This is a genomic window from Brachyspira suanatina (genome assembly GCF_001049755.1).
In the GTDB taxonomy this organism is placed as follows: domain Bacteria; phylum Spirochaetota; class Brachyspiria; order Brachyspirales; family Brachyspiraceae; genus Brachyspira; species Brachyspira suanatina.
Window position 1 is genome coordinate 1,302,732 of the sequence record NZ_CVLB01000001.1, and the last position, 15,920, is coordinate 1,318,651.

Here is a 15,920-nt window from a genome sequence, read left to right on the forward strand (position 1 = left end):
TATCATATTTTTATGGTATATGATATAGTATAAATATACAAATATAAGTAAACATAATATAATACGAAATATTTTTTACATAATCAAAAATATAATAATGCTATAGATAATATTGAGGTAATAGATGAGCTTTTGAATCTTTCTGATAATTTGGATAATATAGAAAAAGAGGCAAATGGTTTAGATTTAGGGCTTACAAATGAAGAAAAGGCTATGTATGATGCTATGCTTAGTCCTATAAATTCTGACTATAATAAAGAGGAAATTAAAACAATGGCTAAAGAATTGGCTGTTATAAATAGAAAAGAACTCTGAAGATATAGATTGGCAAAGCAAGGAATCCACAAGATCCAAAATGAAAATGGATATAAAGATATTTTTGAAAATGCATAAATATACTAAGGAGTTTGAAAATACAGCCTTGGATAATATATTAATACAGGCAGAGAATTACGAGATATTAAAGTATAGCTAATAAGGTATAGTATTATGGGTAAATTTCAATAATTAAAGCATATATATAAATGTATCTAAAAATACTAAAAATACTGTTAATTTACAAGCTATAATGTTATATATCTAATAATAAATACTCCGAAAAAATAATAAATTTATATTCCGATAATGTGTATTATGTTAACTTATACATGCTATTTTTTTATATATGTTCGTGCTTAGAATATATAGTTTAGTTATGTTTTTTAGCTATAAGTTATATTAAAATTATTATTGTATAGAATTTGATACATAAATCAGCTGCAATTTTTATTAACAATAATTTGAACTTTTTTATAATTTATAGTATAATCTAGCATTAATTATAAAAATTGTGAGCTTCTGGCAAGTTTAGTTGACAGAACCTTTACTGTAGGCAAAGCGAGCGAACAATTTTTATTAGCAATAATAAAAAATAATAATTTTATATATAATTGGATACAAAATAATGAAGAAAATAATACTTTTAATATTAACTTTATTTATAATACTTGTTGCATGTAAAAATGACGGCGGTTCTATATACGCTATGGAACAAAGATATAGAAATTTTTTGAATATACTTCCAAATGATGTAAAGAATGATTATACTTTAAACTCTGATAAATACGGTAATATGTATAAAGAATGGATTAATGAGTTCAATACTTGGACTGATAATATACTTAATGAAGAAGCTAAAAGAGAACAAGAAATATCAGCAAGAATAACACCTGATAAAATAGAATATGCTCTTGAAACTTTAACTAGTAAAGACTATGAAAGAAATTTACCTGTAGATCTAATGGCTAAAGTAAAAGCTCATACAGATCAATTATCATTGAAAATAGATGAACTACAAAAAGATGAAGCTTTCTCTAATTCTATGATTAAATTAAAAAAAGATGAAGCTGTAGAGAATTTCACAACAGAAGATACTGTATTTTATTATGTTTGGAATTATTTAATAACAATAGAAAGACCAAGACGTTTCCAGTGATTATAATCATTTAATTTTGTTCTTTTTATAGAAGATATTTTTGATTTTCTTCTATAATATAGTATTTATATTAGTCTGAATACTTACTTTATTTTTATTTAAAATAAATTTTTTAAATATTTCTAACTAATATTGACTTTAAGCATTTCTAATTTTTTATATTCTATAGTGCTATTAATATTTATATTATAATAATTTTATAATATGAATTAAAGGTTGTTTTATAAACAATTTGAAATTCTAGAATTTTCTTTCTCTACTCTAGCCTATTTTTTATAAACTACATAACATATAATATTAAGAATTACCCAAGAAACTGCTTCCTATTCTTATCATATTCGAACCATGTTTTATTGCAAGCTCATAATCTGAAGACATTCCCATAGAAAGTATTGATAAAGGATTATTATATTTTAAATTAATAGATTTATATATAGTATTAAGTTTCTCAAATTCTTCTTCAATAAGTAGTAAATTCTCACTATCTTTTCCTATTCCCATTAAGCCTTTAACAGATATATTAGACATTTTTATAATGTTTTCATATATATCTATATAATTATTTATATTAAATCCGCCCTTCTGATCTTCATCGCTTATATTGAATTGTAATAATATATCTTGAACTTTATTATTTTTTATCGCTTCTTTATTTATATATTCAGCTATTTCAATGGAGTCTACACTCTGTATTAAGTCAGCATATCTCACTATGTATTTTACTTTGTTTAACTGTATTCGTCCTATAAAATGCCATTTAACATTATTTTTTAATTGGGCAATCTCCCCTGCTCTATCTCTCAAGCTTTGAGCCTTACTTTCTCCAAGCGGTAAATCTATATCTAATGATAGAAATTCTTTTATAGTTTCAATAGAAGAATATTTACTCACAGCTACTATATTTATATCGTATTCTATATTATATTTTTGTTTTGCTGCATTAATATTATTTAATATTTGATTATATCTTTCTAATATTTCATTTCTATTCATAGTTACTTCCTTAGATTTTATCATATTATAAAACTTTTAGTATTTTTTTCAATTATTTAATTAAATATAAAAATAAAGTTATAAAGTAAAATAGTAAAAATACGATTTATTATATGTTGTATATATTGAAATTTTATCTGATTCATGTTAAGTTAACATAATATATTAACTAAAAATAAATTATGGAGAAAAAATAATGAGAGTTCAGGAAAGAAGAAATAGAGAAATGAATTTAAACAGTCTATTAATGACATCGCAAGATGCTTCTATGAAAATGGCTGTATCATCTTCTCCATTTGCTGCAATGCTCGAAGAAGAAAAGGAAATTAAAAGGTATTCTTATGAATTGGATGAATTAAAAAGACAAATATACGATGCTGGAAATATGCTTGAAAAAAGTGCTAATATGAAAGACTTTCAAAAATTTAGAGATTTAATAAGATCATTAACAGATAAATTAGTAAAAGATGCTTATAGAATAAGAATAGTATCTTCATATATGAGAAGAGGCCGTGAATATCAAGTAGTTTCAAAGATAAATGAAGAACTCGATTCATTATATAGATTAATAATGTCAGAACAAAAGAATCATATAGCTATTGCAAATAAAGTTATGAGACTTAAAGGTTTAGTATTAGATTTAATGTCATGAATATATTAGCATTTGATACAGTATCCAGCAGTTTTTCTATAGCCTTGCAAAAAGATAATGATTCTATCATTGAATATAATAAAGAAGATGTAAGAAATCATAATGAGGAAATACTTCCCGTCTTAAATAACTTTCTAAAAGAAAATGATATTTCACTTGATAAAATAGATTATATAGTATTGGGAATTGGCCCAGGATCTTTTACTGCATTAAGAATAGCATTTGCCACAGTAAAAACAATTTGCTATGCTAAAAATATACCCATTATAGGTATTTCAAGTTTAGAAACATTGTATGAAAATATCAAATATTATGATGGAATAAAAGCAAGTATGATAGATGCTAGGAAAGGAAGTATTTATGCTGATATATATTCCGGAAATAATAAAATAAGAGAAAATTTAGATTTAACCTATGGAGAGTTTATAAATATCATTAATTCTATAGAAAATAATGATAAAACACTTACTCTATGCGGAGATGGATTTTATAAGAATCAAGATTATTTCAAAGAAAAATTAAAAAACTATAAAATAAATGACATAGATAAATCATTTAATATAATAAAAGCCTGCAATAGTATAAAACTGTCGATACCAAGGATAAAATCAAATAATTTTGATAATATTTTCAATTTATTGCCTCTTTATTTGAGAAATAGCGAAGCTGAAAATAAAAAAAATGAATGAAAAACAATAGAAAACCTTCCAATTTATTAAAAATATATAAAAAATATCCGATAATTATTACGATATATGAAAAATATATCTTGACTTCATAAAAAATATTCTTATTATATATAAGAATTATAATATTTTTCTAAAATAATTGTTGGAGTTTGAAAGTGAGAAAATTGCAATCCTTGAAAGTTAAAATACCGTTCTTTGTAATGCTGCTTGTTACTATTATGACGATAATATTAGTAACATTAATAATTAATGTAGGCTCTCAAGGAATAAGAAGTTCAGCCATATTTGGTTTTGAATCTACTACAAAAGTTTATTCAAGAATGATTAATGTATGGCTAGGGCAGGCAATATTTACGTCTGAAGCTATAAGCAGCGGTTATCCAGAATTTATAACTTATATTAGAACTAGAACACCAGAAGCAAAAGCGGCTGTTGAAGCAAGTTTAAAAAATATTGTAGCTAATAACCATAATGTTGAAGGTATTGTAGTGCTTGATGGTTCTGGAAATGTAATAGCTGACAATTTAGATGATAAAGTAGTAAATACTGCTAGAAACTTCAGTGGAACAGAATTATGGCAAAAAATAATGGCAGGACAATCATCAATGCATTATACTGTTGACCCTTCTCCTGCTGATAATAACAAATATGTAGTTAAGATTTTTTCACCAATAAAAGATAGTACAGGAAATATAGTTGGTGCAATATCAACTATGATTGACTGGCTAGGATTTATAGATAAAGAATTAACTCTTGTTAAATTTGGTAATACAGGTCACCCATTTATTGTAGATAAAGATAGATGGGTTATTGCTGACCCTATTCCTTCACATGTTAGAAGTGATGTCTTAAGAAATGCTGATTATATTAAATATGCAGTTGAAAATGAATCAGGATATTATGAGTTCAAATCTCCTTTTAATGGTAAAGATTCAATAGCTACTTTTTATAGAGAGCCTATATCTGGATGGTCTGTTGTTATGAGTATAGAATCAGAAGAATTATTCTCCCATATTGCTTCAATGAAAAGATATGCAATTATTGGTACTATACTAATATTAATAGTAGCTTCTTTCTTTATAACTTTCTATATAGGCAGAATAACAAAAATATTACATTTGTTGGCTGTTGATTTAAGTAAATTATCAACAGGTGATTTAACAATAAGTGCTCCTCCTGGATTTGAAAAAAGAAAAGATGAATGGGGGGAAATTGCAATAGCTATAAATGAAATTACTGAGCAATTAAATAAAAAAGTAAGAATAGTATATGATGGTGCTTATACTGTAAAAGCATCAGCTAATGAAGTAGCACAAGGTAATATAGATTTATCAAATAGAACAGAAAATCAGGCTTCAGGACTTGAAGAAACTGCTTCTTCTATGGAAGAGATAGCTTCCACAATTAAATCATCAGCAGAACATACTTTAGAAGGTAACAATATGATGATTAATTCTAAAAAAGCTATTGAGGAAGCTGGAAGAATCATAGAAGAAAGTACTCAGAATATTGAAGCTGTATATGAATCAAGTTCTAAAATTAGTGCTATTACTAAAATAATCGAGGATATAGCATTCCAAACTAATATACTTGCTCTTAACGCTGCTGTTGAAGCTGCACGTGCTGGAGAACAAGGAAGAGGTTTCGCAGTTGTTGCTTCTGAAGTTAGAAACTTAGCTCAAACAACTCAAACTTCTGTTAAAGATATTACTACTTTGGTTGCTGATTCTGAAGAAAAAATAGCAGCTGCTACAGAAACTGCAAGAGAATCTAAAGAGATATTCCAAAATTTAAGAGTTCAAATAGAAGAAACAGCAAAAATTATGCAGGATTTGAGTTCTACTGCTATGGAACAACAGGCAGGTGTTGATCAAGTTAATATTGCTATTACTCAAATGGATATGACTACTCAGCAAAACGCTGCTTTAGTAGAAGAGGCTACAGCTGCTTCTGAGGCTTTATTCTCTCAGGCTGAAGAATTATTATCTGCTATGGAATTCTTCAAATTAAGAGGTTCTAACTATAAAAAGAATATAACTAAAGTTGAAAGAAAGAAAGCTTCACCTACTACAGATACAAAAGCTGTTCAGGAAAATAAACCAGCTCCAAAATCTGAGCCTCAAAAACCTGTTACTAAAAAACCTGAGTTAAAAAGCCCTATTAAAAAACATCATGAAGAAAAAATGCCTGCTCCAACTCCAGCTAAAACTGTAAAAGATAATGAGTTTGGTAATACATTTGATACTTCTAAAGATACTTCCGATGGTTTTGAATCATTTTAATCTTTATTAAATAATAAATAAAAAAGCGATAGAGTTTTTCTCTATCGCTTTTTAGTTTAACAATTAATCTTATATAGCTTTAATAATAGATTCTACTATATTATCAAAATTATTATCCTCACATTTTATTGATACTAATTTATTTTCGTTTATACTAAGTTTGTATGCCTTATCATAATAGTAAAGCATATTAAGTACGCATTCATATATATTTCCATTATCAAGCAATTCTAAGGATTCTTTTAATCTTTCTCCGCCCAAACGTTTTTTTATCTTTAGAATAGATTCTTTTAAATCATTAATATTATATTTTCCATAAGTATTAACAATATATTCTGCCCTGCATTCTTTTGGTATATCTAAATATATGATTTTTTGAGCTTCTCTCATTTTATTGAATAAAGATTTTGGTATCGCTCTTCTTCCTATAAGCAGACTTTCATCTTCAAACCAAAGTGTGGAATTGATATCATATTTTAACAGTTCGTATGAAAGATTATTCTCAAATTGTTCCTGAGATGGCTGTTCTCCTTCATTTATCCATCCAAAAGCAGACCCTTTATGTTTTGCTATTTTTTCTAAATCTATTACATTATATCCTATAGATTTTAATTTATTCAATATCAAGGTTTTTCCGCTTCCTGTTCTTCCTGTAAGCAAATATATTTTATAATCCCTTTCAAATGAATCTAGTACATAGTTTCTATATCTTTTATATCCGCCTTTTAGCATATAAACATTATATCCATAACTTGAACAAAGCCAAGCAGTGGATTCACTGCGCATTCCTCCTCTAAAACAATGCATAAGTATTTTATTAGTAGAATTATATTTATTGGCTATTTCATCAATGGATTTTAATATATCGGTCATTCTAACGGATACATATTCTAATCCCTTTAATATAGCCTCTTTTCTTCCTATTTGTTTGTATATAGTGCCTACATCTTTTCTTTCTTCATCATTAAATAAATATACATTGTGAGCATTTGGAATATGAGCATGATTATATTCTATTGGAGAGCGTACATCTATTATAGGTAATTCATCATAATTTGCTAATTTCAAAAATTCTTCTATATCAATAAGTTTAACCATAATAACCTCTTATATTATTATCCAAATATAATATAGAAAAAATTAAAAAAGTAAAGAGATTTAATTTATAACATAACTATATAAAAACCAATAATGAGCAAAAGAACCCATCAAAACAAATATATGGAAAATATCATGAGTAAATTGCTTAGTTTTATCATTGCATTTTTTACCTAAAGCATATAAGAATGCTCCTATAGTATAGAATATTCCGCCCCATATAAGCCAATTTAAATGCAAAATATCAAATCTATTCATTAAAGGTTTGAATGCAAATATGATTATCCATCCCATTAATATATATAAAACAAGTCTTAGAACAATATTTTTGTATTTTATCACTGTATTTGACAATATTCCTATTAAAGCACAAGACCATATAACAGATAATATCAATATGCCAACATTTCTAGGAAGAGAAAATATACAAACTGGAGTATAAGTTGCAGCTATAAATACATATATTCCTATATGATCAAATTTTCTAAATAACTGTTTAAGCTTACCATCAGGAAAGAAATGATATAGAGAGCTGAATGTATATAAAAATATTATACCAACACAATAAATAATTATAGGTATTGGATTAACCTTTGTCTTTACGAGCATAAGAACAAGACCAGCAATGCCAAGTAAAGCACCTATGCCATGAGATATTGCTGAGTATAGCTCCCCTATTTTTTTTGATTTATGATATCTATTTTGTATGTCAATATAAAAAGCACTTTTCTCCATTTCTTAATCTCCCACATTTATATATTTATAATTTTAATTCATAAATAAAAAATATAAATGGAAAAAAATAACTATATTATTATATTATTAGTAGCATATTATAACTATATAACGAAATTAAAAATACATTTAATACATATATTAGAATAATTTTCCTATAATTTCTAAATCATTCCAATCAATTTCATGTTCCATAGGTATAGGATATGAATTCCAATCTACATTTATAGCTGGTATCCATTCTTTACCCATACCATATCCATTTTTTCTAAGCCAATGTGATAATCTATCTGTATAATCTCTTCCATATTTTTTGGCTATATATAAATTATTATCTTTGAATGAGAAACCTATAGGCAAATATATACTTTTGTTAGAGAATGTTTTATTAAAATATTCATTAATATATAATCTAGAATTATCATTATTTTTTAAAGCATCCTCATATAAATTAAGTGATGGCAGACTTTCTATAATATAACTTTTTAATGTAACATTTTTATAATAAAATGCCTCATTTGGTTCTTTCATTAAAAATAATTTATATTTTATTTTGGATTTGTAACCATATACAATAAAATCCATGTCAGCATTCTTATCAAATCTGTAAATATTTTGATAGATGTCAGATGATGATTTATTTGCTACATATTCCTTCCAATATACTACATTCTTATTTAAATAAATTTCTGGTGCAGTTAAACATGACAGCATAAAAAAAAATAATGGAAACAATAAAAATAATTTCATAATGACTGCAAATATTATATTATTAAGATATTATATCATATACTATATGAAATATTTATCAACTAATTTTATAATTTAATAATAGATATTTTTATATTATTTATTAAAATAATACTTGCAATAATATCAACTTAAAAATAAAATATAGTAACTTTAAATATTATAATTTATCAGTAATTAGCGGAGAATATATAATGATAAAGAATATAGCTCATATAAAGTTCAGGGGATCTAATATTGGAAAATTTGAACATTTACATATAGAAAATATTAAAATAAAAGATGCTTGTGTTATAGAAACAGATGAAGGTATAGAAATAGGTTATGTGCTTAATTTTGAAGATATAGATGTAGATTTATTGGAAGAAGATAATAATAATGTAAACTCTGATAATGCATCAGAAAATAATGAAGATATACAAGATGATAATGAAGCTATTAATGAAGAGGAAATATCTGAAGAATTAAAAGATATTGCTGTTGAAGAGGAAAATAATAATATAAAAACTAAAAATAATAAGAATAAAATATTTAATATTGTAAGAATAGCAGATGAAAAAGATTTAGAGCAATATAAAATTAATATGGAAGATGCAGCTGAAGCATTTAAAATATGTAAGGAAAAGGTAAATAATCATAATTTAGATTTAAAATTAATAAGTTCTTACTATTTTTTGGATAGAGCTAAACTTTTATTTGAATTTATAGCTGAGGAGAGAATAGACTTTAGAGAGTTAGTTAAGGATTTAGCAGCACATTTCAAAACTAGAATAGAATTAAGACAGATAGGTGTAAGAGATGAGGCTAGATCCATAGGCGGATGCGGAATATGCGGAAGAGAATTATGCTGTAAAGTGATAAAGGGTAAATTTGAAACTATAACTATAAAAATGGCAAAAGAACAAGGCATGCTTTTAAACACAATGAAAATATCAGGACAATGCGGAAGGCTTATGTGCTGTTTAGCTCATGAATATAAGGCTTATTGTGCTCTTAAAAAAGATTTGCCTAAAGTTGGTACTAAATTAGTATTTAACAATGTACCGGCTGTTATAAAAGAATTGAACCCTTTAAATAAAAAATTATTAATAGAAACAGAAGATAAAAGACTTATATATATTAGTGTAAGCGATTTAAAAACAAATGAGGACGGTTTTTTAATAGCTAATATTAAAGCAGAATAAAATATTATAGTATTTAGAATTTTATTATGAATAATAAAAAAGCTAGTAACTAATGATATAACTTAATTTATTAATTAGGTTTTGTCATTAGTTAGGTATATAAAAGTTATATGAAGTCATTACCGAAGGTACACAGGGGTGTGAGTTAATTTATTAAGTCAAACCTTTGGGCGACCAAGTAGGTAGCTAAGCTAGGGAACATAGCAATAATAAAAAAATTAAATGGAGCTGAAAATATGTCTAAAAAAATTATGTTAAGCGGAATACAGCCGACTGGTTCTCTTCATATTGGGAATTATCTTGGAGCTTTGAAGAATTGGGCTGATATACTTAATGATTATTATGGATTTTTTTGTATTGTTGATTATCATGCTATAACTGTTGAGTATGATGTTTCTCAAATGCAAAAAAGAATAATGGATGCAGCTGTTGAATATTTGGCATGCGGTCTTGATCCTAATAAATGTTCTATATTTGTTCAGTCAGATGTAAGAGCACATACCGAATTAGCTTGGATATTTAATTCTATTATACCTGTAGCTGAGCTTGAAAGAATGACTCAGTATAAAGATAAATCAAGAAAGAATGTTGAAAATATTAATGCAGCACTTCTAACCTACCCTTCTTTAATGGCTGCAGATATTTTGCTTTATCATCCTGATATAGTACCTGTTGGAGAAGATCAGGAACAGCATGTAGAGCTTACAAGAATGATAGTAAGAAAGTTTAATAATAGATATGGTGAATATTTCAAAGAACCGGATACTTATCATGGAAAAGTGTTGAGAATATTGGGACTAGACGGACAAAATAAAATGAGTAAGTCTTTGAATAACCATATAGCATTATCTTTAACTGCAGAAGAAACAGAAAAATTAATAATGCAGAAAGCAATGACTGATACTAACAGAAAACTTAAAACTGATCCGGGTAATCCTGATATATGTAATGTTTATAGCTATCATAAAATATTTTCAAGCGAAGATGAGCAGAAAGAAGTTTGTGAGGGATGTAAAAATGCTTCTATAGGATGCGTACAATGTAAGAGAATGCTTGCTAAAAATATTAATAATGAATTAGCACCTATAAGAGAAAATATAAATAAGTACTCTAATGATAAAGATTATGTTTATGATGTACTAAAAGAAGGAGCAAAAAACGCTTCTGAAGTAGCTGAAAAAACATTGTATGAAGTAAGAAATTTAATGGGTTTAGTTGATAATAAAAGAAAGTAAGTAAAAAATAGGGGCTTATATGAAGCCCCCTTTTTTATAAACTTAATTATTAATTTTTTGTATTATATAATTGTAATTAAAATTATTTTTTGAAAATATATCTGTTAATATTTTCCACATGTTCTTCATAAGTAACAGAAAATGCATGTTTTCCTGTTCCGTCTGCTACAAAGAAAATATAATCAGTATCTGCAGGATCCAATGCCGCTTCTATAGCTTTAGCACCAGATGAACATATAGGACCAGGAGGAAGTCCTGTATTTTTGTATGTATTATAAGGGTGTTCCATTCTCAAATCAGCATATTTAAGATTTGGCTTTTCTATATAATCACCTTTTACCAAGGTCATAGCATATATTGTTGTAGGGTCAGCTTCCAATCTTTTATCTATTTTCAAACGATTATAATAAGCAGATGAAATTAATCTTGGATCATCAAGAGGTCCCATTTCTTTTTCTACTATTGAAGCCATAGTAAGTATTTCATGAACATTTCTTCCCATTTTCTTAGCTCTTTCATCTAAATCAGGAAATTGCTTAAAAAGTGAGTCTATCATATGCATAACTAATACTTTAGTCGGATTTCCTTTAACTATATAGTAAGTAGAAGGAAATATATAACCTTCAACGCTATCAGAAGGGATATTATATTTTTTTAATATCTCTTTATCATGGCAAACTTCCAAAAACTCTTTTTTAGTGGTAAAGCCTTGAGATTCTAAATAAGTTCCTATTTCATAAATATTTTTTCCTTCAGCAATAGTAAGTCTTACCATAGCCTGTTTTCCGCTATTAAGATGCTTCATGATGTCTATCATGTTCATATTTCTGCTAACTTCATAATAGCCGCTTAAAAGTTTTCTGTCATATTTAAGATATTTAGCAAATAATAGGAAGACTTTAGAATTTCTAATAAGTCCCTGCAATTCCAATTTATTAGCTATAGTTGAAGCACCTTCGCCCTGTTTTATTTCAAAGTACACTTTTTCACTATCTTTGCTAATAGGACTAATCATATACTGAATTAATGCCACAGATGAAGCGGATACTATAGCAACAAGTATAATTAATATAATAAATAATTTTTTCATAATTTTCTCATTTTCTATTATGTAATTGTTTTTAGATAAAACAAATGATAATACAATATGTAATAATTTTTGACATAATTATTTTTCTATATTGTTATGTATATCATTTATAGATATTTCTTTTTCTTCGCCGCTATCCATATTTTTTAATTTGCACATGCCTCTTTTGAATTCATCTTCTCCAAGCACAACAGCATATTTTGCATTTCTTTTGTTAGCAGATTTGAATTGACTTTTAATAGATTTCACAGCAAAATCATAATCGCAGCTTATATTATTGGCTCTCAAAGTCTGCATGATTTTTAAAACCTCGTTTTCAGTTTCTTTAAATGCCACGATATAAGCATCAAGTCTGTCGGTTATGATATTATTCTGATTTTCTAGCACAAGAAGAAGTCTTTCAATACCCATAGCACTTCCAACAGCCGGAACATCTTTTCCATTATTGAAAATTCCGATCAAATTATCATATCTTCCGCCTCCAAGTATGGCACTTTGAGCTCCCAAAGCATTTGTCTGAACTTCAAAAGCGGTTTTTGTATAATAATCTAATCCCCTAACAAGCATAGGATCAACAGTGAATTTCTGTCCTACTCTTGTAAGCTCTTCACATAATTTGTCAAAATGTTCTTTACATTCATCACATACATAATCATAGAATTTTGGTATATCTTTTATTGTTTCTTTGCATTTTTCATTTTTGCAGTCTAATATTCTTAAAATATTGCCTTCATATCTTTTCTGACAAGTTTCGCAAAGTTGTTCTTTTTTGGTTCCAATAGCCTCTTTCAAAGCATTATTATAAGAAGGCTTACATTTAGAACATCCTACTGTATTTATTAGAAGATTAACATTATCAATACCAAATTCTTTTAATACATTTATATTTAGAAGTATTATTTCAGCATCTATTAAAGGAGAAGAATTTCCTATGCATTCAACTCCGAACTGATTAAATTCTCTGTATCTTCCTTTTTGAGGACGTTCTGCCCTATACATAGTACCTAAATAAAATAACTTATTTATAGCAAACTCATTTTGCATAGAGTTTTCAACATAAGCACGAGCCACAGAAGCAGTCCCTTCGGGTCTTAAAGTAAGAGATCTTCCGCCTCTATCTTCAAAGGTAAACATCTCTTTTCCTACAATATCAGTACCCTCTCCTATTCCTCTTGTGAAAAGATCTGTATATTCGAATAAAGGTGTTCTTATTCTGCCATATCCGTAAAGTTTTACTATGTTTTTTATTTTATTTTCTATATATTCGAGTCTTTTAGAAGAATCATAGAAAAAATCGTTTGTACCTCTAGGTTTTTTTATATCTAACATATTTACTAGTCCTAATTATTTATTTTTTTAATTTAAAACTTCCTGAGTTTTGCTGCTTCCAGCCTTAGATGTACTCTTTGGAGGCTCATATATAGGTTTTGAGTTTTTTACAGCTCTGATTCCTATTATTTTATCTTCATAAGAAGGCATAGCTGATAAATCTTTAAACATTGTAGAGGAATAATCTAATATTTGAGTATTTCCTGCTTTAGATGAAAGTATTTTTGAAAATTCCTCTAATTGAGCTGCATCTGCTACACCTATTCTGTTTCTCCAATAAAGAACAGTAGGATAATATCTATGATCTTCAGTTAAAGAAGAACCTACTTCAGCAAACATCTTATCTGCTTCATATAAATTATTATAAGCAAATAGATTTACAGCACCTAAATAAAGTCTTGTTCTCATTAAAAGATTAGAATTATCTTTTTTATTATAAGCAAATGTTAAATCTGATTTAGCCTGAGCAGCAAATTCTGCTGATCTTCTTCCTTCATTTAAGAATCTTGAATAATAGGCAACTCCTCTATAATATGTATATTCTTCTACGGATATTCCCATATATTCATTATAAGGGTTTGTATTAAACCATTCTGTTGCTACTTTTGCAGGTCTTGATAGTACATCTCTTATTATATTTCTTGTGTTTTCAGCATTTCCATCATATCTATTAACAGGTGTATTTTCTTTTCCTACTGTAACTGAAACATCTTCTTCCTTTTCTTCTTTTACTACTTCTTCTTCTTTTTCTCCATATCCATCAATTAATTCTTCTTTTATCTCTTCTTTTAAGCTATCTATATCATTTGTAGTAGTACTAGTATGATCTTTTATTATTATAGAGAATAGATTGTATTTATCTTTTTCTACTTTTACTGCATTAGTATACAGTTTATCTCCAAAAGATATATAAGCTTCATACATTCCTTCAGAAACCTCTATAACAAAATTTGTAGAAACTTCAGTATTAAATGAATAATCTTCTATATCTACACCTATAGGACCATTATTAGGGTTTTTATCTATCAATATTGTTAATGGATATAAAGTTTCAGTTTCTATATTTGTAGGTTCAGGAATATCCTTTTGATCTTTTGTTCCTCTTAAAATATTAGTTTTATATTCGATAGTTTTAGGATCATCTATAACTATTTCATCAACTATTTCCTTTTCTATAGAAGGAATTTTTCTATTTGAAGCATTTTCAGGAGTTTTTTCCCTTTTAGCTATATTCTGAAGCTCATCTAATTCTTCTTTTTCCTCTGGAGCTATCTCTGTTTTTACTAAATCTTCTTCAGCATCTTCATTTTTTTCTATTTCTTTCTCTATTTCATCAATTTTCTTAGTAGGAGAATATCTTTCAAAAGTATTAAATTTTTGCGCTGTAAATACAGGAAGTCCTTCTTCTTCTGGAAGTATAGGAATTGAATTTTTTATTAATGTATAAACATCCATATTAGATGTAGTCCATTCATAAACTTTCTGAGTCATATTTTCAGGAGATTGTAATTTTTTCATCATTTCATTTATAGGTTTATTCTCGCCTGAAAAATAATCATATATTTTATTGTTAGGATTTTTAGATAGTATATTCAAAGTTTCATAATAACTTTCATAAACCATAGGCGTAATATAACTTAAATACATACTCCAATATATTGCTGTAGGATAGTTAGGGTTTGAAGTTTTACAATTATCAGCATAGTATTTAAATATCCTAGCAGGTAATTCTTTGTCTCCAGGTAATATTGTAAGTATTCCTCCCAAATATAGGAAGGCTCTATCATTGTAAGAATATACAGGGTCATTAGGAAGCTCTAAAGCCTTTCTGAAATCACTAGCGGCCCTATTAACTTCTGTTCTTGCACTTCCAAATTTTACAAATGATAGATATCTGCTTACACCTCTATAAAAATCAAATACATACTCATTTACACCATATTCATCAGAATATGAATTTTTCTTAAACCAATCTATAGATTTTTTAGGAGATTTATTTTGCAAATCTTCTATATAATCTGGAAATGTCATACTATTTTGAGAAAATAATGGGAAATATAGTAGCAATATAAATGCAATAACTTTTTTCATTGTTATCTCCGAATATTTTTTAACTATTCTTTAAAATATCGACATCTGTTAAAAAACTTAACTTATTTTACTATAAAAAAATATAATATCAAGTATAATAAAATATTTTTGAGTGTAATTAAACTAAATGTTAATTTATTAAGTGTTGATATATAAAATATTTTACTTATTATAAAATATAATATATATTAATATTTTATAGTATAATTTGCAATATAGTGTAATTTTATAATATTAGCAAATTAATGTATTTTTATTATTTGCTTGAATATTATTTATATATAGTAAAATTTGTCAGTTTACATAAGAAAATATTAT

The 15,920-nt window shown here is 26.7% G+C and carries 13 protein-coding genes and 1 pseudogene; 7 read left to right on the forward strand and 7 right to left on the reverse strand.

Annotated elements, in window-relative coordinates; genetic code table 11:
- Positions 1-93: 93 nt before the first annotated feature.
- Together BRSU_RS15080 and BRSU_RS05690 are read left to right on the forward strand one after the other, a co-directional pair.
- A pseudogene (locus BRSU_RS15080) lies at positions 94-475 on the forward strand (type I restriction enzyme endonuclease domain-containing protein); the annotation flags it as partial.
- 468 nt (positions 476-943) lie between these two features.
- Complete coding sequence (locus BRSU_RS05690) at positions 944-1,474, forward strand: hypothetical protein (RefSeq protein WP_048594310.1); 531 nt, start codon at positions 944-946, stop codon at positions 1,472-1,474.
- A gap of 297 nt (positions 1,475-1,771) precedes the next feature.
- Here BRSU_RS05690 and BRSU_RS05695 read toward each other — a convergent pair whose 3' ends face one another.
- Positions 1,772-2,467, reverse strand: coding sequence for a YggS family pyridoxal phosphate-dependent enzyme (locus BRSU_RS05695; protein ID WP_048594311.1), 696 nt, complete (start codon positions 2,465-2,467; stop codon positions 1,772-1,774).
- A 196-nt stretch (positions 2,468-2,663) separates the two neighbouring features.
- Between BRSU_RS05695 and BRSU_RS05700 the strand changes: the two genes are divergently transcribed.
- The 3 genes from BRSU_RS05700 to BRSU_RS05710 all read left to right on the forward strand — a co-directional run bounded on the left by BRSU_RS05700 (position 2,664) and on the right by BRSU_RS05710 (position 6,090).
- Complete coding sequence (locus BRSU_RS05700) at positions 2,664-3,119, forward strand: YaaR family protein (RefSeq protein WP_048594312.1); 456 nt, start codon at positions 2,664-2,666, stop codon at positions 3,117-3,119.
- Entirely contained in the window at positions 3,116-3,808 is a 693-nt protein-coding gene (tsaB, locus tag BRSU_RS05705) for a tRNA (adenosine(37)-N6)-threonylcarbamoyltransferase complex dimerization subunit type 1 TsaB (RefSeq protein WP_048594313.1), read from the forward strand. Before BRSU_RS05700 ends, tsaB begins: the two co-directional genes overlap by 4 nt.
- A gap of 155 nt (positions 3,809-3,963) precedes the next feature.
- Positions 3,964-6,090, forward strand: coding sequence for a methyl-accepting chemotaxis protein (locus BRSU_RS05710; protein WP_048594314.1), 2,127 nt, complete (start codon positions 3,964-3,966; stop codon positions 6,088-6,090).
- Between the two features lie 69 nt (positions 6,091-6,159).
- Here the strand turns inward: BRSU_RS05710 and mnmH are convergent, their stop codons facing one another.
- The 3 genes from mnmH to BRSU_RS05725 form a co-directional block, all read right to left on the reverse strand.
- Complete coding sequence (mnmH, locus tag BRSU_RS05715; protein ID WP_048594315.1) at positions 6,160-7,188, reverse strand: tRNA 2-selenouridine(34) synthase MnmH; 1,029 nt, start codon at positions 7,186-7,188, stop codon at positions 6,160-6,162.
- 60 nt (positions 7,189-7,248) lie between these two features.
- Positions 7,249-7,923, reverse strand: a complete 675-nt coding sequence (gene trhA / locus BRSU_RS05720) for a PAQR family membrane homeostasis protein TrhA (RefSeq protein WP_048594316.1) — start codon at positions 7,921-7,923, stop codon at positions 7,249-7,251.
- Positions 7,924-8,064: 141 nt separating this feature from the next.
- A complete protein-coding gene (locus BRSU_RS05725) occupies positions 8,065-8,673 on the reverse strand; it encodes a hypothetical protein (protein WP_048594317.1) in 609 nt (202 codons plus the stop codon).
- A gap of 194 nt (positions 8,674-8,867) precedes the next feature.
- Here BRSU_RS05725 and BRSU_RS05730 point away from each other — a divergent pair, with 194 nt between their 5' ends.
- Both BRSU_RS05730 and trpS read left to right on the forward strand, forming a co-directional pair.
- A complete protein-coding gene (locus BRSU_RS05730) occupies positions 8,868-9,857 on the forward strand; it encodes a PSP1 domain-containing protein (RefSeq protein ID WP_048594318.1) in 990 nt (329 codons plus the stop codon).
- A 236-nt stretch (positions 9,858-10,093) separates the two neighbouring features.
- The gene (gene trpS, locus BRSU_RS05735) at positions 10,094-11,092 is read left to right on the forward strand and encodes a tryptophan--tRNA ligase (RefSeq protein WP_048594319.1); all 999 of its coding nucleotides are present in this window, start codon (positions 10,094-10,096) and stop codon (positions 11,090-11,092) included.
- An 82-nt stretch (positions 11,093-11,174) separates the two neighbouring features.
- Here the strand turns inward: trpS and mltG are convergent, their stop codons facing one another.
- The 3 genes from mltG to BRSU_RS05750 form a co-directional block, all read right to left on the reverse strand.
- On the reverse strand, positions 11,175-12,182 hold the full coding sequence (gene mltG, locus BRSU_RS05740) for an endolytic transglycosylase MltG (RefSeq protein WP_048594320.1): 1,008 nt from the start codon (positions 12,180-12,182) through the stop codon (positions 11,175-11,177).
- Positions 12,183-12,260: 78 nt separating this feature from the next.
- Positions 12,261-13,511: a histidine--tRNA ligase gene (hisS, locus tag BRSU_RS05745; protein WP_048594321.1), complete on the reverse strand. Its 1,251-nt coding sequence runs from the start codon at positions 13,509-13,511 to the stop codon at positions 12,261-12,263.
- Positions 13,512-13,538: 27 nt separating this feature from the next.
- Entirely contained in the window at positions 13,539-15,602 is a 2,064-nt protein-coding gene (locus tag BRSU_RS05750; protein WP_048594322.1) for a PDDEXK family nuclease, read from the reverse strand.
- Positions 15,603-15,920 lie beyond the last annotated feature (318 nt).

Coding starts and splice junctions, on each gene's coding strand:
- BRSU_RS05695 (WP_048594311.1), bottom strand. CDS start 2,467: ATGAATAGAAATGAAATATTAGAAAGATATAATCAAATATTAAATAAT.
- hisS (WP_048594321.1), bottom strand. CDS start 13,511: ATGTTAGATATAAAAAAACCTAGAGGTACAAACGATTTTTTCTATGAT.
- BRSU_RS05690 (WP_048594310.1), top strand. CDS start 944: ATGAAGAAAATAATACTTTTAATATTAACTTTATTTATAATACTTGTT.
- BRSU_RS05700 (WP_048594312.1), top strand. CDS start 2,664: ATGAGAGTTCAGGAAAGAAGAAATAGAGAAATGAATTTAAACAGTCTA.
- tsaB (WP_048594313.1), top strand. CDS start 3,116: ATGAATATATTAGCATTTGATACAGTATCCAGCAGTTTTTCTATAGCC.
- BRSU_RS05750 (WP_048594322.1), bottom strand. CDS start 15,602: ATGAAAAAAGTTATTGCATTTATATTGCTACTATATTTCCCATTATTT.
- mnmH (WP_048594315.1), bottom strand. CDS start 7,188: ATGGTTAAACTTATTGATATAGAAGAATTTTTGAAATTAGCAAATTAT.
- trhA (WP_048594316.1), bottom strand. CDS start 7,923: ATGGAGAAAAGTGCTTTTTATATTGACATACAAAATAGATATCATAAA.
- BRSU_RS05725 (WP_048594317.1), bottom strand. CDS start 8,673: ATGAAATTATTTTTATTGTTTCCATTATTTTTTTTTATGCTGTCATGT.
- mltG (WP_048594320.1), bottom strand. CDS start 12,182: ATGAAAAAATTATTTATTATATTAATTATACTTGTTGCTATAGTATCC.
- BRSU_RS05730 (WP_048594318.1), top strand. CDS start 8,868: ATGATAAAGAATATAGCTCATATAAAGTTCAGGGGATCTAATATTGGA.
- trpS (WP_048594319.1), top strand. CDS start 10,094: ATGTCTAAAAAAATTATGTTAAGCGGAATACAGCCGACTGGTTCTCTT.